Origin of the sequence: Bartonella sp. TT67HLJMS (genome assembly GCF_042193375.1) — a bacterium.
GTDB classification, from domain to species: Bacteria; Pseudomonadota; Alphaproteobacteria; order Rhizobiales; family Rhizobiaceae; genus Bartonella; species Bartonella grahamii.
In genome coordinates, this window is record NZ_JBHILP010000001.1 from 70,799 (window position 1) to 95,782 (window position 24,984).

Annotated in this window: 19 protein-coding genes; 9 read left to right on the forward strand and 10 right to left on the reverse strand. The window is 37.9% G+C overall.

Features of this window, described 5'->3' with window-relative positions; genetic code table 11:
- Nucleotides 1-20: 20 nt before the first annotated feature.
- The 4 genes from dnaN to acnA form a co-directional block, all read right to left on the reverse strand.
- Complete coding sequence (gene dnaN, locus ACFIJQ_RS00225; protein ID WP_273787467.1) at nt 21-1,142, reverse strand: DNA polymerase III subunit beta; 1,122 nt, start codon at nt 1,140-1,142, stop codon at nt 21-23.
- Nucleotides 1,143-1,327: 185 nt separating this feature from the next.
- The gene (gene dnaA / locus ACFIJQ_RS00230; RefSeq protein WP_012754538.1) at nt 1,328-2,899 is read right to left on the reverse strand and encodes a chromosomal replication initiator protein DnaA; all 1,572 of its coding nucleotides are present in this window, start codon (nt 2,897-2,899) and stop codon (nt 1,328-1,330) included.
- Between the two features lie 701 nt (nt 2,900-3,600).
- Nucleotides 3,601-3,867, reverse strand: coding sequence for a 30S ribosomal protein S20 (gene rpsT / locus ACFIJQ_RS00235; protein ID WP_012754537.1), 267 nt, complete (start codon nt 3,865-3,867; stop codon nt 3,601-3,603).
- 237 nt (nt 3,868-4,104) lie between these two features.
- On the reverse strand, nt 4,105-6,792 hold the full coding sequence (gene acnA / locus ACFIJQ_RS00240) for an aconitate hydratase AcnA (RefSeq protein WP_273787468.1): 2,688 nt from the start codon (nt 6,790-6,792) through the stop codon (nt 4,105-4,107).
- Nucleotides 6,793-7,089: 297 nt separating this feature from the next.
- On the opposite strand from acnA, the gene ccmA reads away from it, so the two are divergent.
- Genes ccmA through ACFIJQ_RS00265 form a run of 5 tightly spaced genes read left to right on the forward strand, consistent with a single transcriptional unit; the run spans nt 7,090 to nt 10,011 of the window.
- Nucleotides 7,090-7,701 (forward strand): heme ABC exporter ATP-binding protein CcmA, encoded by a 612-nt coding sequence (ccmA, locus tag ACFIJQ_RS00245; RefSeq protein ID WP_375627942.1) that lies wholly within the window; start codon nt 7,090-7,092, stop codon nt 7,699-7,701.
- A gap of 11 nt (nt 7,702-7,712) precedes the next feature.
- Nucleotides 7,713-8,378: a heme exporter protein CcmB gene (gene ccmB / locus ACFIJQ_RS00250; RefSeq protein ID WP_375627944.1), complete on the forward strand. Its 666-nt coding sequence runs from the start codon at nt 7,713-7,715 to the stop codon at nt 8,376-8,378.
- A gap of 46 nt (nt 8,379-8,424) precedes the next feature.
- Nucleotides 8,425-9,204 (forward strand): heme ABC transporter permease, encoded by a 780-nt coding sequence (locus tag ACFIJQ_RS00255; RefSeq protein WP_375627946.1) that lies wholly within the window; start codon nt 8,425-8,427, stop codon nt 9,202-9,204.
- Nucleotides 9,192-9,443: a hypothetical protein gene (locus ACFIJQ_RS00260; protein WP_273787472.1), complete on the forward strand. Its 252-nt coding sequence runs from the start codon at nt 9,192-9,194 to the stop codon at nt 9,441-9,443. The genes ACFIJQ_RS00255 and ACFIJQ_RS00260 overlap by 13 nt, the downstream gene beginning before the upstream one ends.
- Nucleotides 9,418-10,011, forward strand: coding sequence for a DsbE family thiol:disulfide interchange protein (locus ACFIJQ_RS00265; protein WP_273787473.1), 594 nt, complete (start codon nt 9,418-9,420; stop codon nt 10,009-10,011). The genes ACFIJQ_RS00260 and ACFIJQ_RS00265 overlap by 26 nt, the downstream gene beginning before the upstream one ends.
- A 1,102-nt stretch (nt 10,012-11,113) precedes the next feature.
- Here the strand turns inward: ACFIJQ_RS00265 and ACFIJQ_RS00270 are convergent.
- From ACFIJQ_RS00270 to ACFIJQ_RS00280, 3 genes are read right to left on the reverse strand one after another with little or no spacing between them, the layout of a single operon-like run.
- Nucleotides 11,114-12,115: an Hsp33 family molecular chaperone gene (locus ACFIJQ_RS00270; protein WP_375627949.1), complete on the reverse strand. Its 1,002-nt coding sequence runs from the start codon at nt 12,113-12,115 to the stop codon at nt 11,114-11,116.
- A 36-nt stretch (nt 12,116-12,151) separates the two neighbouring features.
- Nucleotides 12,152-13,087 (reverse strand): ornithine carbamoyltransferase, encoded by a 936-nt coding sequence (gene argF, locus ACFIJQ_RS00275; protein ID WP_273787475.1) that lies wholly within the window; start codon nt 13,085-13,087, stop codon nt 12,152-12,154.
- On the reverse strand, nt 13,084-14,298 hold the full coding sequence (locus ACFIJQ_RS00280) for an aspartate aminotransferase family protein (RefSeq protein WP_012754528.1): 1,215 nt from the start codon (nt 14,296-14,298) through the stop codon (nt 13,084-13,086). Before ACFIJQ_RS00280 ends, argF begins: the two co-directional genes overlap by 4 nt.
- A 486-nt stretch (nt 14,299-14,784) precedes the next feature.
- On the opposite strand from ACFIJQ_RS00280, the gene ACFIJQ_RS00285 reads away from it, so the two are divergent.
- Entirely contained in the window at nt 14,785-15,318 is a 534-nt protein-coding gene (locus ACFIJQ_RS00285; protein ID WP_375627951.1) for a GcrA family cell cycle regulator, read from the forward strand.
- 901 nt (nt 15,319-16,219) lie between these two features.
- On the opposite strand, the gene ACFIJQ_RS00290 is transcribed toward ACFIJQ_RS00285, so the two are convergent.
- Both ACFIJQ_RS00290 and ACFIJQ_RS00295 read right to left on the reverse strand, forming a co-directional pair.
- Nucleotides 16,220-16,810, reverse strand: a complete 591-nt coding sequence (locus ACFIJQ_RS00290) for a Smr/MutS family protein (RefSeq protein ID WP_375627953.1) — start codon at nt 16,808-16,810, stop codon at nt 16,220-16,222.
- Between the two features lie 52 nt (nt 16,811-16,862).
- Nucleotides 16,863-17,555, reverse strand: coding sequence for a Tim44/TimA family putative adaptor protein (locus ACFIJQ_RS00295; RefSeq protein WP_273787478.1), 693 nt, complete (start codon nt 17,553-17,555; stop codon nt 16,863-16,865).
- Nucleotides 17,556-17,727: 172 nt separating this feature from the next.
- On the opposite strand from ACFIJQ_RS00295, the gene ACFIJQ_RS00300 reads away from it, so the two are divergent.
- Nucleotides 17,728-18,222: an FxsA family protein gene (locus ACFIJQ_RS00300; RefSeq protein WP_375627955.1), complete on the forward strand. Its 495-nt coding sequence runs from the start codon at nt 17,728-17,730 to the stop codon at nt 18,220-18,222.
- 142 nt (nt 18,223-18,364) lie between these two features.
- Nucleotides 18,365-18,841: a protein-export chaperone SecB gene (gene secB, locus ACFIJQ_RS00305; protein WP_012754523.1), complete on the forward strand. Its 477-nt coding sequence runs from the start codon at nt 18,365-18,367 to the stop codon at nt 18,839-18,841.
- Between the two features lie 67 nt (nt 18,842-18,908).
- Here secB and ACFIJQ_RS00310 read toward each other — a convergent pair whose 3' ends face one another.
- Nucleotides 18,909-21,209 (reverse strand): NADP-dependent malic enzyme, encoded by a 2,301-nt coding sequence (locus ACFIJQ_RS00310; protein WP_273787480.1) that lies wholly within the window; start codon nt 21,207-21,209, stop codon nt 18,909-18,911.
- 195 nt (nt 21,210-21,404) lie between these two features.
- Here ACFIJQ_RS00310 and mutS point away from each other — a divergent pair, with 195 nt between their 5' ends.
- The gene (mutS, locus tag ACFIJQ_RS00315) at nt 21,405-24,149 is read left to right on the forward strand and encodes a DNA mismatch repair protein MutS (protein ID WP_375627957.1); all 2,745 of its coding nucleotides are present in this window, start codon (nt 21,405-21,407) and stop codon (nt 24,147-24,149) included.
- Nucleotides 24,150-24,984 lie beyond the last annotated feature (835 nt).

A 24,984-nucleotide genomic window follows, 5' to 3' on the forward strand; every position in this document is an offset into this window, starting at 1 on the left:
GCATTGCAAAACAATTGCCCCTAAACGCGAATAGGCATCAGTACATAGAGCACATCCGCATCATCATTATCACGAATCAGAGCTGGTGCTCCAGCCTCAGCCAACATAAAAACCATCTCGTCACTTGAAAGCTGCCCAGCAATATCCAAAAGATAACGTGAATTAAATCCTATCTCAAGCGGTTCAGATGCATAAGTTACTGATAATTGATCTTCTGCACTGCCCGAATCTGGGCTATTAACAACAAGCCTTAACTGTCCATGCTCAATCGTTAATTTAACTGCACGCCCCCGATCACTTGAAATCGTTGAAACACGATCAACTGCAGAAGAAAAGTCCTGCCTATTAACAATTAATTCTTTATCATTTCCAAGAGGGATAACACGTTGATAATCCGGAAATGTTCCATCAATTAATTTTGATGTAAAAATCACAGAACCTACAGAAAAACGAATCTTTGTCTCTGAAAGCTCTATACATACATCGCTATCATTTTCTTCTGAAAGAAGTTTTTGCAATTCTCCTACAGCTTTACGGGGGACTATAACACCAGGCATTCCCTCAACTCCTGAAGGAGCTTCCATCTCAACTTGTGCCAAACGATGACCATCAGTTGCAACCAAACGCAATTTCAAAACACCATCATTAATAACATGTAAATAAATACCATTCAGATAATAACGGGTTTCTTCAGTAGAAATAGCAAACTGCGTACAATCAAGTAAATGTTTTAAGCTTGATGCCGATAGAGAAAAACGATAACCAAACTGCCCAGGAAGCGACTCTGGAAAATCTGCCTTCGGAAGACATTGAAGCTGAAAATGTGCACAACCCGAAACAACAGACATTGTACCTGCCTGATTCTCATCGACGGATAATACAACTTCATTGCTATCAGGAAGTTTTCGAATGATATCATAGAGCAAATGTGCCGGAACAGTTGTTGCTCCAGCTTGTTTAACATTAACTGCAAAAGATTCCGTAACCTCTAAATCAAGGTCTGTTGCTTTTAACTGCACAGAACCATTTTCTGCATCAATCAGCACATTCGATAGAATAGGAACAGTATTACGGCGCTCTACCACACGGTGAACCCGACCAAGAGACTTGAGAAATTGACTGCGATCAACTGTAATACGCATAAAAGCCCCGTATGATTTACTAAAAACTATAAGAATTCCTTAGCATTAAAATAGATCCTCTTCAAAGAATCGCCTGCTAGACTTTATTAAACCTCTCTTAAAATGGCAAGTCACTCCTGCATAAGAAAAAATAAATCTTTTCATTAAATTCTTTAAAGTTTCTCCAAAGAAAGAAACGATAAACACTATACAGCCTGTTCTCCAATCAACCGCTTAAGCAGTTCAAGTTCCTTAGCCAAGGTCTGATCACCACAAACCAAATCTTCAATTTTACGCACAGCGTGTAAAACTGTTGTATGATCACGTCCACCAAAACGACGCCCAATTTCTGGCAACGAGCGAGGAGTTAATACTTTTGCTAAATACATTGCAACTTGCCGTGGCTTCACAACCGTACGTGTTCGACGATTAGATAACAAGTCCTGTTTAGAAACATTATAATGACGTGCTACCGTACGCTGAATTTCTTCAATCCGAATGCGCTTAGGTTCACCAGGACGTGTCAAATGACCTAATAACTCATCAATCCGCTCTAAAGATAAATCAGACTCAAAAGATTGACGAAACAAGAGCTGATTAAATGCACCTTCAATATCACGCCCCGACCCTAAAACCGTTTTCGCAATATATTCCAAGATATCATCAGAAATTGATACCATGCCATCATCTTGTTGTGCCACCTTCAACCGCTGGCGCAACATTTGCAAACGCATTTCATAATCTGGTGCTTCAATTTCAAGGGCTACCCCTCCCTGAAGACGAGAACGAACGCGAAGATCAAGCGATTCTAATTCTGCTGGCGGACGATCTGCAGCGACAACAACTTGTTTTGCACTATCAAGCAACATATTAAGCAAATGACAAAACTCATGTTGTATCGACTTACCCTGCAAAAACTGCATATCATCAATAATCAAAAGGTCGATATCACGAAGCTGTTCTTTAAAAGAAAGAGCATCATTATCACGAATAGCTGTTGCAAAACGCCACATAAAATATTCAGCAGTTAAATAAATAACGCGCGCAGACGTTAAACGCTTCAATGCAGAAGCAGCAATCGCTTGAAGCAAATGTGTTTTTCCTAAACCAACAGATGCGTGAATAAAAAGAGGATTAAAACGCAAAGCACTTTTATGCCCCTCCGCAATTGAACGCGCAGCTGCTAAAGCAACACGATTAGAAGCCCCCTCAACAAAACTTTCAAAAGTATAGCGAGAATCAAGCGGAGACCCAAAAACTCCCGTTTGAGAATTCTTAACTGAATGCTCTGCACAACTTTCAACAAAAGATGAAGTCGCCTGCTCCTCTAGAACAACAGAAGGAACACTTCTTTTACAAACAACGTCTCTTGAAACGCGTTCCATACCACGAACAATAACTTCAACACGAAGAATTGCTGAATTCTCTTGTTTCCATAAATGAGTCAAAAGAGAACCATAGTGATTATTAATCCATGAACGTAAAAAAGCAGTAGGAACAGAAAGCTTTACAAGAGTATGGCTATATTCAGCAAGCTTCACGCGTCCAAACCAACTGGTATAAGCCTCAACACCAACCTGCACCTTTAATTGCGCCATAACACGTATAAAAGCCGCCGCACTTTCCTCCTCTGAAACAATAGAATGCCCTATAGAAGCATTTCTACAAACATCCTCATCACTCTCCGTCACCCTATTCTTTATTATGTTCTCTGCTGACAGGATATTCACCGAAACCCTTTTAAAGGAACTAGCTTTAGAGTTCAATTTATCCACCATCTTCCATCCTGATAAAAATAAAATTTTGTCCTGCCAAACAGCTAAAATAAATCTAGCGAAGGCAAAACGCCCTACCCCAAATAAGATTACTCACCCTCCCCTAGGATAGCCTCATCACAACCCCACTAACAAAGATGACCAATAAGATTTACTTGCACTCATGATATGACCCACCCTTCTAAAATGGCAAACATATCTATTCAGAAAACTAAAAAATCGTCAGAAAACCTCTCCAGCACAAAAGCTTCGAAAAGCCTAAGTCAAAACATCTTGTACTCAACAAAATATAGAACAATGTGCTGGTGTGACCCCTTCATGCTTTTTAGTCTTCATAAGAACCATACAAAACAGCAGAGGTAAAATGCAAGAGGTCAAAATAAAATCAAAAAACCCGAAAAAAATGCTTGTATCAATGAGGAATGAAAAAAATATTGATTCAATTCATTTTTTTTCTCTAAATTTACCAACAATTAAAAAATCTCTTCAGATTTAAAAAAAAAAATAAAATGCTTGACAAAAAAGACTCTGTAAAAATCCACAAAGCTTGTGGATAACCATACTCCCCCCTATAAACTTTCTCTCCTTTTTCAAGAGGAGAATCATTATCGATTCTTATTTTCAATAGAAACTTTTTGAAATAATAAACAAAAAGCCAGCATCCTCATGGATACTGGCTTGATTCTCAATAAAGGAGAAAAAGCTTAAACGCTGAGAGCCTTCAAACGTTTAGCTAAACGCGATACTTTCCTCGCAGCAGCATTTTTATGAAAAACCCCTTTAGAAACCGCACGCATAATTTCAGGCTCAAAATTCTTAAATGCAATCTCTGCAGATGCCTTATCGCCACCCGCTAAAGCATCATCAAACTTACGTATAAAGGTACGAACGCGCGAACGACGGGCCCTATTAACCTGTGTGCGTGCCGCAACCTTGCGCACCGCTTTTCGAGCAGAAGGTGTATTCGCCATAAATATAATCTCTCTTTCAACACCTTGGTAAAATGAGTCTAAATAACAACTCTACCAATATAAATAAATTCAACCCAAGCAAAACTATAAAGCTGCCTATAACTGTGTGGCTTATAGCGCAATCCCAAAGCTAACGTCAATTAGATTTTCAAAGATAGTCATAAAAAAACGAAGCCAAACTCTTTGATCCGCAACTTTATAGCTTAATAATAGATATTCCTTAACAAACAAAAAAATTTAAACGGCTAACTTACGCAAGACATATTGCAAAATTCCCCCATGATGCAAATAATCTAGCTCATCTTCAGTATCGATACGGCATAATAACGGAGCGGTTTTTATCGTACCATCAGAAAAAGTAATTTTCGCTACTGTCTTTTGACGAGGTTTCAAGTTATGAATTCCTTCAATTGTCACCTTTTCATCTCCCTTTAAGCCTAAAGATTTCCAACTTACACCCTCCTCAAAGACAAAGGGAACAATGCCCATACCAACAAGATTAGAGCGATGAATCCTTTCAAAAGACTGTACAATCACTGCTTTTATACCAAGAAGATTGGTACCTTTGGCTGCCCAATCGCGCGATGATCCATTGCCATATTCAATACCAGCAAAAACAACGAGTGGAGTACCTTCTTGCTTATACGCCATTGCTGCATCGTAAATGGCTTGTTCTACCGCTGACGGATAATGAACCGTATAACCTCCTTCTCGACCATTTTCCCCCAACATGAAATTACGAATGCGAATATTGGCAAAGGTCCCACGCACCATAACTTCATGATTCCCACGACGCGTTCCATACTGATTAAAATCAGCCACTTTAACACCATGATCCATTAAATATTTTCCGGCAGGAGAAGCTGCTTTAATAGAACCAGCAGGAGAAATATGATCCGTCGTGATTTTATCACCAAATAAACCTAAAATCCGTGCATCTTTAATATCTGGTAAGATATCAGGTGTTTTCTGCATATCATCGAAATAAGGTGGATTGCGTACATAAGTGGATTGCTCATCCCAAGAATAGGTAGAACCCGTAGGGATCTGAACTTTTTGCCAATTTTCATCTCCCTTAAAAACATCTGCATACTTTTCAGCAAAAACCTTACGCGTGACATTTTTTTCGATGAATTCCTGTATTTCTTGAGAGGTTGGCCAAATATCTCTCAAATAAATGGGTTGGCCATTTGAATCTTCACCAAGAGGTTCCTTGGTTAAATCTTTACACACCGTCCCGATGAGCGCATGTGCAACAACTAACGGTGGTGAAGCTAAATAATTCGCTTGCACATCAGGGGAAACACGCCCTTCAAAATTACGATTTCCCGAAAGAACTGCAGATGCAATTATACCATTGTCATTAATCGTTTTGGAAATAGCTGGATGCAAAGGACCAGAATTCCCAATACATGTTGTGCACCCAAATCCTACTAAGTTAAATCCTAATGCATCTAAATCTTTTTGCAGACCCGAATTTTGAAGGTAAGCTTCAACGACTTGTGAACCTGGTGCAAGAGAAGTTTTTACCCATGGTTTGCTCTTGAGACCTTTTGCCACAGCATTTCTTGCCAAAAGACCCGCTGCAATAAGAACACTTGGATTCGATGTATTCGTACACGACGTAATCGCAGCGATCACCACATCACCGTGACCAAGCGTATATTCTTCACCCTCAACCTGATAACGCTTATCTTGTTCAGAAGTCTTCTTATAGTCTTCGACCAACGCCTTTTCAAAACCCTGCCCAACGTTTTCCAATGCAATACGTCCTTCAGGACGTTTAGGACCAGCCATAGAAGGAACAACAGTTCCCATATCCAATTCAATTGTATCACTAAAAATGGGATGAGCCACCATTTCGTCATGCCACATCCCTTGTGCTTTGGTGTAAGCTTCTACTAAGGCGATCCGATCTTCATCACGCCCTGTCATATTGAGATAACGCACTGTCTCCTTATCAATTGGGAAAAAACCACATGTTGCTCCATATTCAGGCGCCATATTTCCAATCGTTGCCCGATCAGCAAGCGTCATCTGCTCCAAACCAGGACCAAAAAACTCAACAAATTTACCGACAACACCCTTCCGGCGTAGCATTTGAGTCACAGTCAATACGAGATCGGTGGCTGTTACACCTTCTTTAAGTTTACCTGTTAGACGAAAACCAATCACTTCAGGTAACAACATAGAAACAGGTTGGCCTAACATTGCTGCTTCTGCTTCAATACCACCAACACCCCAACCTAAAACCCCTAAACCATTAACCATAGTCGTATGCGAATCAGTTCCCACACAGGTGTCAGGATAAATCGTCTCACAGCCCTCTTCATTCTTCATCCATACACATTGTGCTAAATACTCTAGGTTAACCTGATGACAAATCCCTGTTCCTGGAGGAACAACGCGAAAATTTTGAAAGGCTTGCTGCCCCCATTTAAGGAAACGATAGCGTTCACCATTGCGTTCATATTCATGCTCAACGTTTTCCTTAAAAGCCATGGAATTGCCAAAAGCATCAACAATAACTGAGTGATCAATGATGAGATCAACGGGAATGAGAGGATTAATTTTTTCAGCGTTACCGCCAAGTTTAACCATAGCATCACGCATTGCAGAAAGATCAACAACTGCTGGCACACCCGTAAAATCCTGCATCAGAACACGTGCAGGACGGTAAGCAATTTCTGCTCCAGCGCTCCCTTTGTCGTTTAACCACTTAGCAACATTGAGGATATCCTCTTTTTTAACTGTGCGACCATCTTCAAATCGCAATAAATTTTCGAGAATAACTTTCATCGAAAACGGTAAACGAGAAACACCTTCAAGTCCATTCTTCTCCGCTTCGATCAAACTATAATAAGTATATTCTTTGCCACCAACATTTAATACTCTGCGACAATTAAAGCTATCAATTTGAGTCATGACTGTCCACCCTCATACTATAACCACCCAATTTCCAGGAATGAACAACACAAACTACGAGTCAAGGTCGCAGCTTGAGCGCAGACGCAATCACCTCCGCTATCCATTTCCCCCTCCACCCTCTCATAGGCAAATGCGGAAATCAGCGCCAGAAACCATTTTACACCAGATATTGATGTATGGCATCCCTTATAGAACTATTTCTAGAACTATTCTAGGTACAATTGCACAAAAAATGTGTTTTTTATTCTATAATGCAATAAAGAATATGAAAATAAAAACAAAATAGGTAATCACATGGTGTTATCAGGCAAAGATTTAGCCGCTTACAGAAACGAGGAAATTCTGTTTAAAGGTCTTTCTTTTTGTTTATTTTCACAGCAACTGATGACAATCACTGGTCCTAATGGTATCGGAAAGTCTACATTACTCCGAATCATTGTCGGTCTTCTTGAAGCTGCTGAAGGTCATATAATACTTAAAGACCATGATCAAATATACCCTGTTGCAACTGCGTGTCATTATCTTGGTCCTCAAAATGCTATGAAACCTCTCTTATCTGTCATGGACAATTTGCAATTTTGGGCAGATTTTTATGGTCAACATTTACGCTTTGTGCATGAGGTTCTTGCTGATATTGGTCTTTCTAACCTTGAACATTTACCCTTTAAAGCTCTGTCAACTGGACAACAAAGACGCGTAGCTATTGCTCGCCTTTTGCTCTCCTATCGTCCTCTTTGGATTTTAGATGAACCAATATCTGGGCTTGATAACCATGCTCAAAAACTCCTTGCTCATATTTTCCAGCGTCATCTCAATCAAGGTGGTATGATTATCGCGGCAACTCATAATTCCCTAGGTATTCCAGAAAACCATAAAATCGCTCTGGAAAAATTTTTACCTCTCTAGGAGAGAATAAAATGAAAGCACTGTTCTGGCGTGATCTTAAACTATTATTAGCGCCACAAGCCTCTTCACTAACAGGACTATTGTTTTTTATCGCTGTTGTTGTCATAACCCCCTTTGCCATTGGACCAGATCCCAAAATTCTTGCACAAATAGGGCCTGGTATATTGTGGTTTGGAGCCCTTCTTGCAGGACTCCTCAATCTGAACAAACTTTTCCAAATCGATCGCGATGATGGTAATCTCGACCAATTTATCCTTTCAGGAAAAAGACAAAGTTTTACACTAATTATCTTTACCAAATGTCTTGCCCATTGGGTAGGAACAATGCTTCCTCTTATTTTTGCTACACCTATTTTAGCCCTCATGCTCCATTTAGATGCAACAATAACTTTTACAACAATACTTACCCTTTTATGCGGAACACCAGCCATTATTTTTATTGGCGCCATAGGCGCTGCACTCGCAACCTCATTGTTGCACAGTACTCTGCTTATTTTTATCATTATCTTGCCGTGGATCATTCCAATTATGATTTTTGGTGTTTCTGCTGCTACAGCCCCAATAAATCCAAATATTTCTTTTCTCACGTCCTTGGCTCTTCTTAGCGCTTTTTCACTTATTTTGAGTCTCTTTGGCTCTTTTGTTGCTGCAATAACGCTTAAACTTTTATCAGAATAATAAAAGATGATTGCCGCATAGAAAAACTCTGCCTATTATGAATTTCATGAATGAACTATCTCGTCCATATAAAATCAGATCACTCCCTGCAAGTTTCACCCTTTTCATGAAAATAAGCAGTACCGTCTTACCTTGGTTGGCCGGCATAACATTGTGTTTCCTTATTTTAGGGCTTATTCTGATAATGCATTCCCCTGATGACTATCAACAAGGCGTTACTGTTAAGATTATGTACCTTCATGTGCCCTTTGCGTGGTTGTCTACATTCTGTTATGTAACGATAAGTGCAGCGGCATTAGGAAATCTGATTTGGAAATATCATCTTGCTGATGTGGCACTTAAATGTGGGGCGCCTATTGGAGCAATTTTTACCGCATTGGCTCTCATGACAGGAGCACTTTGGGGGCGACCTACATGGGGAACATGGTGGGTCTGGGATGCACGGTTAACATCAGTTTTAATTCTGCTTTTTATCTATCTTTCTATTATCCTGCTTGGACGTGCTTTTGACAACCAAGTAAAAGGCGCTCGCGCTACTGCAATTCTTACACTTGTTGGATTTGTTAATATCCCTGTTATTAAATTTTCCGTTAATTGGTGGAATACATTGCATCAACCAGCATCATTGTTACGTGCTGGAGGATCAACAATCGACAATGCTATGTTATGGCCCCTTATAACAATGCTATTTTGTTTCATATTTATGTTTATTTCGCTCTATTTGATGGCTATGCGAAATGAAATCAATAGTCATTATATCCGAATGCTTCAGATTAAAAAATCCCGCCGTGCACAACAACAGGACTCTTCATCATGCTCGACCTAAATGGCATCCAAGGCGGACTTTTAGGAAATCTATCTCAGAAAATTGATTTTTTCCTTAGCACCCTTAAACACGAGCAAATTGTTGTTTTAAGCTATGTGCTTTCTGCAATATCCCTCTTATGTCTTATTGGATATATTCTTTGCAAAGCCCTATGCCAAAAAAAAATTCTCCAACAGCTAAACAAAAAAGAGCTGTCACAAAAAGAAAAGTATAATGAAAAACATCCCTCCAAAACTTAAAAAAAATATATCTTTGCCTGTTCTGCTTGTTTTTTTTGGACCATTTGTGCTTTTTCTTCTTCTCATGGTGCTTTTTTTCAACTTTATGGATAAAAAATACCTTCAAGATTCTTCCCTTCTCCCAAACGCATTAGCTGAAAAATCTGCTCCTAATATTCATCTTCCTCTTCTTGATAAAGAAAGTTATCTCAATTCAAAACAGTTTAAAGGACGTGTCACATTGGTCAATTTTTGGGGCTCTTGGTGTTTGCCCTGTCGCGAAGAGCATCCTATTCTTATGAAACTTGCACAAGATAAACGTTTTGATCTGATTGGTATTAATTATAAAGATAACAAAACAAACGCCCTGCGCTTTTTAAACAGTTTTGGTAATCCTTTTAAATTTATTGGCTTTGATGTTTCAGGATATACAGCCATTGATTGGGGAATATATGGCCCCCCAGAAACCTTTCTCTTGAATAAAGAGAGCACCATTATCGCTAAACATGTTGGTCCCTTAACATGGCAAATTTATCAAAAAAAAATTCTACCAAAAATTGAACAAGCGCTCATGACAGAAGAAAAATAAAATATCAACATATTGATTTATAAATAATAATTTACCATTTTTATCTATTAAATGAAAATACCGTATACTATGAGATTTTTTAAAATTTCTATATGTTGAATCAAAAAAACATTTAGGATAAAGACTAAAAATACCTTTTATGAATTGTCTAAACGTGAAAAGTATTGGCAATATTTTAAATTGAAAAATATAATAATGCAGGTTTGTAAAAACATAACGTTTTATCATGCTATGTATGCTATTTTATTTATATGGATCCTCATTCTTTTTAGGAAAATTTGACAAGAGCATTACCATTGTTGATTCAAAAACATGTGCAAAGAAATATCTGTAGAGCAAACCTCCCAAATATGACAAAAATTTAAGTAGTTTTCATTTTTTAGCGATTAAATATCTGTTTGGGAGCTTTATTTTTGATTATTTGGACAAAACAATATTGTTATAGAAACATCGTTAGATTAGTGAAAGAAACCGACTATTATTTTCAAAATCATATAGTGTTCTGTCTCCGCTTTTTTATCTGAAATGCACATTGTTATGAGGGGACTTCACCACTATTTTCATCTTTATAAAATAACAAATCCATTCCTTCGCAGCGTTATTGGTATATTTATTCCCATTACACTATCTGTTCGTAATAGACTCCATAAAGTCCATATTGAGTCTATACATTCTTATTCTTTCGATAATTTATCTTATGATTATAACTAATAAGCTTTTTTGACTCTTAATAAGATAAATTCGAGTAAGAAAATATGACTACAATCAAAAAATCTCATTTAACAGAGAAGATAAGTTATAAGTACATGATCAATCTATCAATGAATATTATAAAAGAATTCATTGTAAGAAATAAGCTTTTGAGATGAAAAAAATAAACAAGAAGCTTTTTCGAGAGGAGAAAATATATTTTACAGAGAACTCTTTTTTAAGCACTCTGTGACGTGATTACTGATTTCAACAGAAAGATCACTCGTATACATTAAAAAACTCTAAGACAAGAAATATTCTAGAACTTCATATGAGCTTATAGGTAAACTTTTATGACGCAAATAAAATAGGCTTTTGTTGCAATCATCATTTTTTTATGAAAAATATTTGATTATGTTTTTTCTTCTAAAAATTCTTGTGGTGTAAAACAATACGTTTTTGAGCAAAATTCACATGTGACTGAAATATATTTATTTTTAACCATTTTATTGCGTTCATCAATCGAAAATCCTTCTAGGATTCCTTTAATTTTTTCGTGTGAACAAGAACATTGATCGACAAGAGAAAAAGGATTAAAAACTCTAACACCTTGTTCATGAAAAAGACGGAACAAGAGCTGTTTACTACCAACTTGGGGATCTGTTAATTCTGAACTTTCAATCGTTGCCATGAGTATTTTAGCTTCCTGCCATTGGTTATCCAATTGGCTATGGGTTTTCGTTTTTTCTCGCGTTTGATGAGGGGTATCTATTTTATGATGAGACGATTCTTGGGGTAAAAGTTGGATCAAAATACCTCCAGCTCGCCAGCTTTTCTGCGTTTTTCCTTGTTGGTCACGATTAATTAATATAGCAACAGCCAAACGGATATCGGTAGGAATTTGTTCTGATTGATCAAAATAAATACGAGAAGTTTCTTGTAAATTTGATCCATCTAATGCAACTATCCCTTGATAGGGTTGCATATGGGGACCTTGATCAATTGTGAAGGCTAAAGTGCCTTTTCCTAAAAGTGTTTCTGAAGAGATTTGATTATTGTCTATGGCTTGTTTAAGCTGTTCTTTATCAAAACGAGCATATCCACGTAAACTGGAAGGAGGCGAAAAATCGCATACCAACATATTAACCGGTCCATCGGAATGAGTTTGTAAAATAAATTTTCCCGTAAGTTTTAGAGAAGTTCCAAGCAGAACAGTTAAAAGTAAAGCTTCTGCTAGAAGATAAGAAACCGGTTCAGGATATTGATGTCTGTTAAGAATAGAATTTAAAGATTCCCCAAGTTGTACGGCACGTCCACGGATATCAAGTTCTTCGACTTGAAAGGGAATAACAGTATCATCTTCATGCAAGAAGTTGTTGTTGAGAGAGGCTTCATCTTTAGCTTGTTTACTCATAGCTTTGCCTTTTTTATATAATTTGTTGTAGAGGAGCTATTGTGGAGAGAAAAACGCATCTTGTAAACACCAAGAAAGAATTGCCTTTTGAGCATGAAGACGATTTTCAGCCTCATCAAAAACAACGGAGTGCGGTCCATCAATAACAGAATCAACCACTTCTTCACCACGATGAGCAGGAAGACAATGCATAAAAAGAGCATCAGATTTTGCTAATTTCATGAGAGCTTCATTGACTTGATAAGGCTGAAAAATAGAATGACTGCGAGCACGAAATTCTTGTCCCATGGAGACCCATGTATCGGTCATAATACAATCAGCATCTTGAGCTGCTTTTTGGGGACTATGGGTTAGTGTAAGGTGCGCTCCTCGTTCACGTGCCCAATGTATAAATTTTTCTTGTGGTTCACTGCCCTTTGGAGTAGCAATACGCAAATGAAAATCAAAAAGAGCTGCGGCCTCAATTAAGGAATGGAGCACATTATTACCATCCCCCATCCACGCGAATATTTTGCCAGCAATTGGCCCCCGATGCTCTTCATAGGTTAATATATCTGCTAAAATTTGGCAAGGATGTGTATCATCTGTAAGGGCATTAATGACAGGGATTTGTGCATATTGTGCCAATTCGAGCATACGTTGATGTTTTGTTGTTCGTAATATCACGATATCCACAAAACGGGATAAAACACGAGCCGTATCAGCTATAGTTTCACTATGACCAAGCTGCATCTCTGACCCCGTGAGCATGATTGTATCTCCCCCAAGCTGGCGCATACTGATATCGAATGAAATACGGGTTCGTGTGGATGGTTTTTCAAAAATCATCGCAAGTGTTTTACCTATAAAAGGTTTTGAACCTTTCCCTGCTTTAAAAGATGCTTTAAGGATTTTTGCATAATCGATCAGTGCGCGTGCTATTGATGGCGTTAAAATGGATAAGTCCGTGAAATGACGAAGAGCATTTGTCATGTGTGTAATATTTGTCTTTCTTTGTTTACTTGCGAAAGATACGCTATTGCTTTTTCAATACGATGCAAACTTTCATCTATTTCTTCTTCCCTAATGATAAGAGGAGGCAATAAGCGCACAACGTTGTTGTTGGCAGCAACACTTAAGAGATATTCATTTTCTAAAGCATTAACGACAAGATTAGAAGACACAACACACTGAATACCCACCATTAGGCCCATCCCCTGAACTGCGCAGATAATATCAGGATAGATATTGAGAATGTGCAAAAGTCCACTTCTTAGTTTATTTCCCATACGCTGAACATGGTTGAGAAAATTTGGCTCTAACAAAATATCAAGAACACTATTTCCTACAGCCATTCCAAGAAGATTTCCTCCAAAGGTTGAACCATGGGTCCCAAGTGTCATGCTTTTTGCAACTTTATCCGTTGCAAGGCAAGCACCTAATGGAAATCCTCCTCCTAATCCTTTTGCGAGGGTAAGAATATCAGGCGAGACATCACTCCATTCATAAGCAAAAAGCTTCCCTGTTCGTCCTATACCCGTTTGGACTTCATCCAAAATCAATAACAGACCATTATCATCGCATATTTTGCGCAAAAATCTTAAATATTCATGAGAAACTGTTCGTATTCCTCCTTCTCCTTGAATAGGTTCAATAAGAATAGCGGCGGTATTTTTATTAATAGCGTTACGCAAAGCGATTTCATCACAAAAAGGTACTTGAATAAATCCACCAGCTTTAGGTCCAAAGCCTTCAAGATATTTTTCATGCCCAGTCGCAGCAAGTGCTGCAAGTGTACGTCCATGAAATGCCCCTTCAAAAGTAATTATTTCAATGCGTTCTGAATGACCCGCAGCATAGTAATAATGACGTGCCGTTTTGAATGCGCACTCCAATGCTTCAGTACCTGAATTGCAGAAAAAAACCTTATCCGCAAAACTATTTGCACAAAGCCGCGTGGCAAGAGCTGCTTGTTCAGGGGATTGAAAAATATTAGAAACATGCCAAAGTTTTTCAGCTTGCATTTTAAGCGTATCAACCAATTTTGGATGTGAATACCCTAATGCATTAACAGCAATGCCAGATGTGAAATCAAGATAATGTTCTCCCTTATCGGAAATAAGCCATACACCATGCCCCTGTTCAAAATGCAAATCTCGTCGTGCGAAGCATTCATAAAGTGGTTGTATAGAGACGGCATCCATCATAATTTCCTTTATATTTTAACCTTTTCAATATATATACAAAGCAACACTACAAATAAAACAACATGGTACATTTTGTTACGGTGCTTTCAACATTTCATTACGATTAATGATTACACCTATGGAATAGATCATTACACCAATTGAAAAAAAGTCAATGAAGGTTCTACAAATAAGCATTTTGGGAAAAAGCCTTAAACAAAAGTGAAAGTTTAACCTATGATTGATTTGCAAGTTGGGGAAAACATTCTAAATAAACTCTTCAAGAGGTAAAGACTCTTGTCATAGAGTGAGTGCATATTGTAATTTATAATATAATAAGCAAGATGATGTGTTTTAGTTTGTAAGTCCACAGGTTGGATGATTTTCTTATGCTCGCTTAGAGTGTAAAATTCTTTCATTCAGCGTAGTGAGAATATTATTAAAACATTTGAAGATGCAAAGGGGGATAGCATCTTAGTGACGTAATCGGAATGGAGTGCTGGTATGGGTTGGACATGTGAACGCGTTGAGCTTCTTAAAAAGCTTTGGAGTGAAGGGTTAAGTGCAAGTCAAATTGCTGCTCAATTAGGTGGGGTCAGCAGAAACGCAGTCATCGGAAAAGTACACCGATTAAAGTTGCCAGGACGCGGTAAAACAGCACAAGGAAGTGCGCGTACGCAAAAAAACCCCGTGGGAAGCAGCCCATCATCTCCACGTGTGCGTCGCAACACATCCACGGTATCGCCAATGAACACATCATCTGTAAGTATTGAAGAAACAGCTTTAAAGACAGAATTTGTAGCGGAAGATATAAAAGAAGTTGATATGTCCACAAAATCCAATGTAGTTGTGCCTATATCACGTCAACTTAATCTTTTACAATTGAGTGAAAATACATGTAGATGGCCGGTTGGCGATCCATTATCAGCAGATTTTCATTTTTGTGGTGCAGATTCTGATGAAAATAGCCCCTATTGTGCCTTTCATGCTAAGTTAGCATTTCAACCAATATCTGAAAGACGTCGGATAAGAGTGTAATATCCTCGATTGAATCTCATATTCTACACCTTCTGCGCTTCGTTATGAAATTTTAATTATCGAATTATTATGAGAAAGAAATTTAATAAAGCTTTTAATGAGTGAAAAAATTTCTTCATGAAACTATTCAACGAAATTGTATCTTTTGTGCTATTGCACAATTATGTGTTGTAAAGTTATATTCCTGTTTATTTCCAAGATTCTCTTTAATTTAGTTGTACTACTTCTAACACTATCCATAGCAACATCTTTTGAATAAGACAATTTCTCATGTTTTTATTCTTCGTGTATTTAATAGAGTAATGCTGTGGTTTATAAAAACAATTTATCGCGTTGCACCCTAAATAAGATCCATCAATATCTCTTTCATTTCAAGCCCTCTTATATTGAATCAATCAAAATCTTTCGTTTGGGCGTCACGAATGAAATGAGAACTGGGGAGAGTAAAAACACTTAAAGAAAAGCATGCCTTCTACAAATGCTTTCAAGTGCCAAGAGCTTCAAGAGTTGTTGCAACATTGGGAGCTAGCAAAGTGTGTGATGATGCCAGCTTGCTCTTTTATTAAGCATAAAAATAAGAGTCTTAATGGATTTATCGTTATACCCTTCACAGATGCCGTCGCAAAATAGGCTTGGGTGCGTTGAGAAATGTTTCTTTAAAACAAGCCTGTGCATATATGCAATCCAATGTCATTCTGTTTTGCGTGAGGGATGTGCCCCATTAAAGAATGCGATAAACAAAAGCGTGAAGCAATACGTAGAATGTAAAATGATATATTTATAATTTTTTATAAAAAATTATAAATAAGGGGATATTGTATTCAAGGCTCTTACGAAATATACGAAAACTATGAATTATTACTTATAAATAAATATTAAACCTAGAACGACCACAATAACATCACTTTCCTTTTCCCGACACGAAACGGCGCAACCAAACATAAAGTGCACCTTCTCCGCCATGCTGACGCGCTGCTTGCTCAAACGCATGGACATAATATCGAAAAGCTGGTGTTGATAACCAATACGGAACAAATCTATACAAAGCTCCATCGCTCCCAACAGATCGTCCTTTTCCTGTAATCACAAGGACATAACGCAATCCTCTCTGCTGAGAGGATTGTAGAAATTTTTTTAAGAAAAAATAAGCTTCTTCCTGCATATAACCGTGGAGATCAAGGCGCGCCTCAAGAGGATAACGACCTTGGGAAATTTTACGATGTGCAACATGATCAAAGAAATGAATCTTTTGTACTTGTGTAACTGCCCTCTTTTCTCTTTTAATAAATGTCGAGGGTTGTTGATTTTCCTGAGACAATGAGGAGATTTGAGTTATAGGCTGTTTTTTATCATTAATATTTGCAATAGTTTCTGAAGCAGAAGAGAGCCTCTTCCCGTGAAGCGGTGTTATCGTACGACAAACCATCTCCCATAAAAGGCGATCCTGTGAAGCCAATAAATCTCTTTTTTGTCTCCATTTACTTGAGGACATTTTAATTTCTCATAAATCATTGAATGCTTATGGAAGAAAAACAATAAGTATTTTAATTTTCATTTTCTGTAGCAAAAAGCTTCCAGTTTGGATCTGACGATAAACTATTGCGAACGAAAGTCCAAATATCCCTGATTTCTACAATAGCATCAGGATCACCGTCTATACGCTCACCCTGTTCATTATAAGTAACAGAAATCATCTCACTGACAATACGTATCGTTAGAAGTTCATCCTTTTCTTGTATTGCCGCCGCAACAAATTCGATCTTATTAATTCCAACAAAAGTGAACTCTATTCTCTCTTTATTTTTTTCTCGTTGCTCAATAGCCGTACAAAAGCTCTCAAAAACATCCTGACAAAGCAAGCTTCTAAGTTGATTGCGATCACCTTTGGCAAAAGCTGTTACAATCATTTCATAAGCAATTTGTGCACCTTTTATAAAAAATTGAGGAGAAAATTGAGGATCAATTTTATGCAATTCCCGCAAATTTTTATTCAAAATACTCCCCTCCGGTGAAATTTTATCAATTTCACTAAAGTCGTCTTTTTGTGAATTTTTCTGATGAGGGAACGAAACAATATTATCAGCCGTTTCTGCTTCAACCTGTTTTTTAGAACGACGCGAATAAGGATCAAAGGGGGGCTTTTCAAACCCAATTCGTTTCCCTAATACATTACGGAGTTGCACAAAAATAACAACCATAACAACAAGAGCTATGACAAGTATAACGTCAAATTCCATGGGCGCTGTCAATCTCCAAAGCTTAAATCTCTAATAAACATTGCAGTCAATACCATTTATCAATAAATATGTAAAATAAGGAATCCTATCATTCAAATATTTTTATAGATTTTATATTAAATGGAGTGCTCTTAAGAATTTCTCCCCACCTCATTCAGAAGGAAATTTGCATGTGATAAAACTTTATTCTACAAATCCTCGTTTTTTTGTTGTTATCTTTCTTTGCATTCTTTTAATCGAGATCGCTGGTTTTATCTTTGTTGGTCAAGAAATTGGTATTTTGGCAACTTTGAGTTTGGTTATTCTCACAACCATAGTTGGGGTTGTTTTATTGCGAGTTCAAGGGTTTAGCCTTTTAAAAAACATACAAACTGAACTTATCCAAGGACGCACATTAGAGAATAATATTATTAATGATGTTTTCATTATGTTTAGTGCAATTTTACTTATTCTTCCTGGCTTTGTAAGTGATCTCTTGGGAATATTACTTCTTATTAAACCAATTCGCTCTGTTGTTTGGCATTTCTTTACATCATTACAAAACAAAATGAATCTCAATACTAAAAGAAAAAATGATGCTGAAAAAATAATTGATCTTAATGCAGAAGATTACACAACTTATGATACGACAGAATCTCCATGGCGCAAAAATGATGATAACCATTGAAATGCCTAAAAAATTTGTAACAAACTAAAAAAATATTCAAGATAAAGAGCGCATTTCTTGCAACCTTTTGCAAGGCGTGATAACCAATTTTGTCTTTAGATCTAAAATAAATATACATATTATAATGAGAGAGGTTCGTCGTATGGCCGAAGATGAAATGAATAACAGTGGTGGAGAGCCGGTTTTTGCTGTATTAACTCAGTATTTAAAAGATTTATCATTCGAAAACCCAGGTGCTCCTCGTTCATTGCGTACACGTGAAAAATCACCACAAATTGATATCAATATTAACGTCAATGCTAACCCAATTGGTGATGACAATTATGATGTCGTTTTGTCTCTCTCCGTCAAAGCCAATGATAATACTGAAATCTTATTTCATGTAGAACTGATTTACGGTGGTGTTTTCCACCTTGAAAACATTCCACAAGAACATGTTATGCCATTGGTCTTTATTGAATGTCCCCGTCTTTTATTTCCATTTGCCCGCCAAATTATATCTGATGCTACTCAAAATGGTGGTTTTCCACCTTTATGGATTGATCCTATTGATTTTGCAGCCCTCTTCCAAAAGCGTCTCGCTGAAGAACAAAAAGACAATCAAATACAACCCTCTTAAAAAATTTATTCTTTTGCTATCATAAAGCCCCTTGATATATTATTAGTATATTAGGGGCTTTTTTCCTTTAGACGACTTTTGCGGCATGATAAGCCGCAAGCATTGCGATATTGACAACATCTGTATCGTTTCCACTAAACGGTACAATTTGGACAGATTTTTCCAATCCAATTAAAATAGGACCAATGATGGTTGCTCCACCAAGTTCTTGTAACATTTTGCTTGCAATGGAAGACGCGTGATATCCAGGCATAACCAAAATGTTAGCGGGCTCTGTTAATCCCATAAATGGATATTGCTGCATCAATTTGGAATTGAGTGCTACATCGGCGCTCATTTCTCCGTCAAACTCAAAATCAACCTTGCGTTCATGCAAAATATTAATCGCATCCTGAATTTGCTGTGTGATTTGCCCTTTCATATAACCAAACGTAGAAAATGCTAAAAATGCTACCCGTGGTTGATATCCAAATCCACGTACAAATGAAGCGGTTTGTTCCGCTATATCCGCAAGTTCTTCAGCATTAGGATTTTCATAAACAGCTGTATCCGTAATAAACACAGTTCGTCCTCGGCAAATGGCCATTGAGATACCAATCAATCGTTCTTTTGGTTTTTCATCAATTGCACGACGTATGTCGATCAGCGCTGTTTCATAATTGCGTGTCACCCCTGTAACCATTGCATCAGCATCTCCTAGTGCCACCATACACGCAGCAAAATAATTGCGATCATTATTGATACGACGATGACAATCACGCAACAGCCAACCTTGACGCTGCATCTTTTTATAAAGATAATTCGCATAAGCATCTGTACGGCAAGAAAGCTTAGCATTCATAATAGAAATACCTTCACGCTCCAGATCAATTCCAGCGATAACAGCTGTTTCTCTTACTTGCTCTTCACGACCAACCAAAATCGCTTGTCCTAATTTTTGATGAACATAGGAAACGGCTGCCCGCATAACTTGCTCTTCTTCACCTTCTGCAAAGACAATTTGTTTTGGTGCTTGACGAACATGGTTATAAACCCCACGCATCATCGAAGAAGTAGGATCACGTCTCGCATTCAAATCGCGCTCATAGGCCTCTAAATCATCTATGTTCTTTTGCGCAACACCGCTTTCCATTGCTGCTTTTGCTACCGCTATTGAAACAACCGTCAATAAACGTGGATCAAAAGGAACAGGGATGATATAATTAGGACCAAATTTTAATCGCTTTCCACGATAAGCTTCCGCAACGCTGTCAGGCACTTCTTCATGCGCTAAATTGGCAAGAGCCTTTGCCGCAGCAATCTTCATTTCTTCATTAATAACTCTTGCACGCACATCAAGTGCACCACGAAATATATAAGGAAAGCAGAGAACATTATTAATCTGATTTGGATAATCGGAACGCCCTGTTGCAACAATGGCATCATGACGCACTTGCATAACCTCTTCCGGCGTAATTTCTGGATCAGGATTAGCCATAGCAAAAATGATCGGCTGTGGTGCCATAGATCTTACCATTTCAGGAGTAAGAGCACCTTTAGCAGAAACCCCAAAAAATATATCTGCACCTTCCATTGCTTCTATAAGCGTACGTTTATCTGTTGGAATAGCATGCGCAGATTTCCACTGATTCATTCCCTCTTTGCGTCCTTCATAGACCACACCCTTTGTATCACATAATATGATATTTTCAGAACGAAAGCCCATCGCTTTAATCAGTTCAATACAAGCAATTCCTGCAGAACCAGCACCATTACAGACTAACCGCGTATTTTGCATATCACGCCCTGTTAAAGTCAAAGCATTGAGAACACCGGCAGCAACAATAATTGCTGTACCATGTTGATCGTCGTGAAAAACAGGTATATTCATCACCTCGCGTAGGCGGCTTTCAATCATAAAGCACTCTGGCGCCTTAATGTCTTCAAGATTAATTCCACCAAAAGAAGGTTCTAAATGACGCACCAAATTGATAAAACTTTCTGTATCGTTTATATCAATTTCTAAATCAATGGAATCAATATCCGCAAAACGCTTAAACAGCACTGCTTTGCCTTCCATGACCGGCTTAGAGGCAAGAGCTCCTAAGTTGCCTAACCCTAAAATAGCTGTACCATTTGAAATAACAGCAACAAGATTTCCTTTTGCTGTATAATCATAAGCTAACGCTGGATTTTGAGCAATTGCTTTAACTGGAACTGCAACACCTGGTGAATAAGCAAGCGCTAAATCATGCTGTGTTGCCATAGACTTTGTTGCAACAATCTCAAGCTTTCCTGGTCGACCACGACTATGAAAATCTAGAGCTTCTCGTTCGCTCGCACTGTAACCAGTTTGAGACATTTTCTGATCCTGCTCGCTCTCTTTCATCTCACTTTATTTTCTCCAAAAACAGTGTAAATTTTGCTTGATAATGCGTATAGTCATTAAATTTGATTCATATATTAGAAATCGCTATTCTTGCCTTAGCAAATCTGATGATGCGTTGCAATTTAGAGATAAATAGATATTGAAGTAAACAAAAAAGAGTAAAAACTTCACTTAAAGGAAACAGGCCTCGTACAAATGGATAAAAAAGACAACCATAAAAATAATTTAACTCCACAGCCTGTCTCCTCATCTGCTTCCTCTCAAGAACGTCTGACACCTATGATGGAGCAGTACATAGAAATCAAAGCCGTCCATCATGATTCCCTTCTCTTTTACCGAATGGGGGATTTTTATGAATTATTTTTTAATGATGCGATTGAAGCTGCTCAGGCTTTAGGAATCACACTCACAGCACGCGGAAAACATTTAGGACAAGATATTCCTATGTGCGGTGTTCCCGTTCATGCTGCTGATGATTATTTACAAAAACTGATTGCTTGTGGTTACCGAGTTGCTGTGTGTGAGCAAATAGAAGATCCTGCTGAAGCAAAAAAACGTGGCTCAAAATCTGTTGTTCGGCGTGATGTTGTTCGCCTTGTAACACCTGGAACGATAACAGAAGAAAAACTCCTTGATCCAACACGCGCAAATTATTTGATGACACTTTCTCGTATAAAAACTAGCGATGGAGAGGAATTTGCTCTTTCTTGGATTGATATCTCAACAGGCATATTTCGTGTAACAGAAAGCCGCCAAGAAAAACTTTTAGCAGATATTATGCGTGTGGATCCACAAGAAATCATTGTTGCTGATTCATTCTTTCATGATAAATCTCACAAATCACTTTTTAATGTTCTTGATCGTATCATTTCACCTCAACCTGCTTGTCTCTTTGATGCACTAACCGCTGAACGCGATATTTGCAATTATTTTAAACTCTCAACTCTTGAAGGTGTTGCCGATTATTCACGTTCCGAACTCTCTGCAATTGTAGCTGCTATTCGTTATATCGAAAAAACACAAATAACGCATCGTCCTCCCCTCATGCAGCCTGAGCGCCAAAATGAAAATGCGACTCTTTTTATTGATGCCGCAACCAGATTAAGCCTTGAACTTATTCGTACGACATCAGGTCAACGGGATGGAAGTTTATTAAAAGCTATTGATCGCACTGTAACAGGAGGAGGATCACGCCTTCTCATCGATCGCCTTATTGCTCCCCTCACCACTCCTTCAGCTATTGATACGCGTTTGGATTCTATCGATTTTTTTCTACGTAATCCTTCTCTTGCAGAAGCGATAAAGCTTATTTTAAAAGGGGGACCAGATATGCCTCGCGCCGTTTCACGTTTGGCTCTTGGACGAGGAGGTCCCCGTGATATGGCAACAATTCAGCGCGGCTTTGAAATCATTCGTGAATTGCATCAACTTCTTAATAATGAGCTTCTGCCTCAAGAAATAAGTGATGTACAACAGGTATTCTCAAACTTACCCACAGCGTTGTACTTTCATTTAGAACAAACATTAGCTGATGATCTCCCACTCCTTAAACGTGATGGTGGTTTTATTCGTTCAAATTATCATAAAGAGCTCGATGAAATGCGTGCTTTACGTGATGAATCGCGCCGTGTCATTGCTGAACTTCAAGCGCAATATGCCCAAGAAACAGATATTAAGACTCTTAAAATAAAGCATAATAATATTCTAGGTTATTTCATTGAAGTAACCAGTACACAAGCATCTGCTCTTACAAATAATCCACAAGCTAAAGCACGTTTTATTCATCGGCAAACAATGGCAAACGCTATGCGTTTTACGACAACAGAGCTTGCTGACCTTGAAAGCCGTATTGCCCATGCTGCCAATCACGCATTGACACTTGAACTAGAGATTTTTGATATTCTCGTTCAGGAAATTACCGAACAAGTTGATTTTATTCGTAAAGCCTCTGAAGCACTTGCTATTTTAGATGTCTCTGTCGCCTTAGCATATCTTGCTGAAGAACAAGGCTATTGCCGACCTAAAATTGATCTTTCACTTACCTTTCATATCACAGCAGGACGCCATCCTGTCGTCGAGCAAGCACTCCGCAAACAAGCAGCAGAACCTTTTATTGCCAATAATTGTGATCTCTCTGTGCAAGAAAATCAGCAATATGCAGCAATCTGGCTGTTGACAGGGCCTAATATGGGAGGAAAATCAACTTTTTTGCGGCAAAATGCTCTCATTGCTATTATGGCGCAAATGGGGTCCTTCGTTCCAGCGACTTCAGCACATATTGGTGTCGTTGATCGCCTGTTTAGTCGTGTCGGGGCTTCCGATGATCTTGCACGGGGGCGCTCAACCTTTATGATGGAAATGGTTGAAACAGCAACGATTCTCAATCATGCTAGCCACCATTCCCTTGTTATTCTTGATGAAATAGGGCGTGGGACATCAACTTTTGATGGACTTTCTATTGCTTGGGCTGCCGTTGAATATCTCCATGAGGTTAACCATTGTCGTGCTATTCTCGCTACCCATTTTCATGAAATGACCGCACTTACCGAAAAACTTGACAGACTGCATAATGTAACCATGAAAGTCAAAAATTGGGATGGTGATGTAGTTTTTCTTCATGAGGTCACACCAGGAGCTGCTGACCGTTCCTATGGTGTACAAGTCGCAAAGCTTGCTGGACTTCCCCCAGCCGTTATTACACGAGCAACAGATGTACTCCATCAATTAGAACAAGGTGAAATGGCTGGAAAAGGACATAAACTCATTGATGATTTACCACTCTTTTCTCTTAAAGCAACATCTCCCGTCAATGAAGCAAGAAACAAACATTGTGTACTTCACGAAGCTTTAAAAAATATCCATCCCGACGAACTCTCTCCTAAACAAGCTTTAGAAGCAATTTACCACCTCAAACAACTTGAAAAGAGTAACCCTTTATAGAAAACGGATGTTATTTTTTATTAAAAAGCTTTCTTAATAGGAGATAAAGTATCCCTTTTTGATATGCCACAGCACAAACTGTTGTTTACCGTATTCCCATCGCTTTTCTACACAATATATTTTGATAAGTGTAATGCATATAGAGGCAAAATCCTATGCATTATATTTCATATTTCCTTAGATCAACATTGGCCCGTATACAAAAAATTTGTCAATATCGACTATTTTTACAAGATAGTCGTTTTTTGCAAAGATTGTCATGAAATCTCCTCCACCTTGCAAATACACAACATTTAATGAATTATGCTTTTTCACAATCAATATTATTGTTATCATAGCAACAGTTTTAGTTTAAAGCTGTCGGTGTTGGGATGCCACTCCATATTTTGCATAATAACTTCACAGATAATGGGTCTCGCATTTTCTTCACATTTTAAGTTATAAAGAGCTCTTTTACTGTTTTCATATGAATCATATAATCAGATATATCACAGCAGCATTTTATTTTCCTAAACATCCTTTGAACTCCTTCCCGCACCTCAAAGGATAAGGATTTTCATTCGAATCAAGTCTGCAAACAGTCCAGATTCTAAGGGATTTACCTTGACTTCCTAGTCATGTGATTCACTTAAACTCAAAGTTTGATAAACAAGTTTAAGAATATTCACCACACACTAAATATATTAAGTAGGATGCCGTATATCACAGCTCTAAATGACAGTGTTTTTACGGTACAACAAGATAATGCCACCAGTACAATAAATATCTTTCATAAATATAAGAACAGGAAATCGTAATTTCGTATAAAATTGAAATATGATATGAAACGTAATCA

Bases quoted from the DNA above. Each gene is read 5' to 3' on its own strand.
- ACFIJQ_RS00290 (WP_375627953.1), bottom strand. From the start codon at position 16,810: ATGTCCTCAAGTAAATGGAGACAAAAAAGAGATTTATTGGCTTCACAG.
- ACFIJQ_RS00260 (WP_273787472.1), top strand. From the start codon at position 9,192: ATGCTCGACCTAAATGGCATCCAAGGCGGACTTTTAGGAAATCTATCT.
- ACFIJQ_RS00265 (WP_273787473.1), top strand. From the start codon at position 9,418: ATGAAAAACATCCCTCCAAAACTTAAAAAAAATATATCTTTGCCTGTT.
- ACFIJQ_RS00295 (WP_273787478.1), bottom strand. From the start codon at position 17,555: ATGGAATTTGACGTTATACTTGTCATAGCTCTTGTTGTTATGGTTGTT.
- ccmA (WP_375627942.1), top strand. From the start codon at position 7,090: ATGGTGTTATCAGGCAAAGATTTAGCCGCTTACAGAAACGAGGAAATT.
- ACFIJQ_RS00285 (WP_375627951.1), top strand. From the start codon at position 14,785: ATGGGTTGGACATGTGAACGCGTTGAGCTTCTTAAAAAGCTTTGGAGT.
- dnaA (WP_012754538.1), bottom strand. From the start codon at position 2,899: ATGGTGGATAAATTGAACTCTAAAGCTAGTTCCTTTAAAAGGGTTTCG.
- ACFIJQ_RS00255 (WP_375627946.1), top strand. From the start codon at position 8,425: ATGAATGAACTATCTCGTCCATATAAAATCAGATCACTCCCTGCAAGT.
- acnA (WP_273787468.1), bottom strand. From the start codon at position 6,792: ATGACTCAAATTGATAGCTTTAATTGTCGCAGAGTATTAAATGTTGGT.
- argF (WP_273787475.1), bottom strand. From the start codon at position 13,087: ATGACAAATGCTCTTCGTCATTTCACGGACTTATCCATTTTAACGCCA.
- ACFIJQ_RS00310 (WP_273787480.1), bottom strand. From the start codon at position 21,209: ATGAAAGAGAGCGAGCAGGATCAGAAAATGTCTCAAACTGGTTACAGT.
- ACFIJQ_RS00280 (WP_012754528.1), bottom strand. From the start codon at position 14,298: ATGGATGCCGTCTCTATACAACCACTTTATGAATGCTTCGCACGACGA.
- rpsT (WP_012754537.1), bottom strand. From the start codon at position 3,867: ATGGCGAATACACCTTCTGCTCGAAAAGCGGTGCGCAAGGTTGCGGCA.
- secB (WP_012754523.1), top strand. From the start codon at position 18,365: ATGGCCGAAGATGAAATGAATAACAGTGGTGGAGAGCCGGTTTTTGCT.
- mutS (WP_375627957.1), top strand. From the start codon at position 21,405: ATGGATAAAAAAGACAACCATAAAAATAATTTAACTCCACAGCCTGTC.
- ccmB (WP_375627944.1), top strand. From the start codon at position 7,713: ATGAAAGCACTGTTCTGGCGTGATCTTAAACTATTATTAGCGCCACAA.
- dnaN (WP_273787467.1), bottom strand. From the start codon at position 1,142: ATGCGTATTACAGTTGATCGCAGTCAATTTCTCAAGTCTCTTGGTCGG.
- ACFIJQ_RS00270 (WP_375627949.1), bottom strand. From the start codon at position 12,115: ATGAGTAAACAAGCTAAAGATGAAGCCTCTCTCAACAACAACTTCTTG.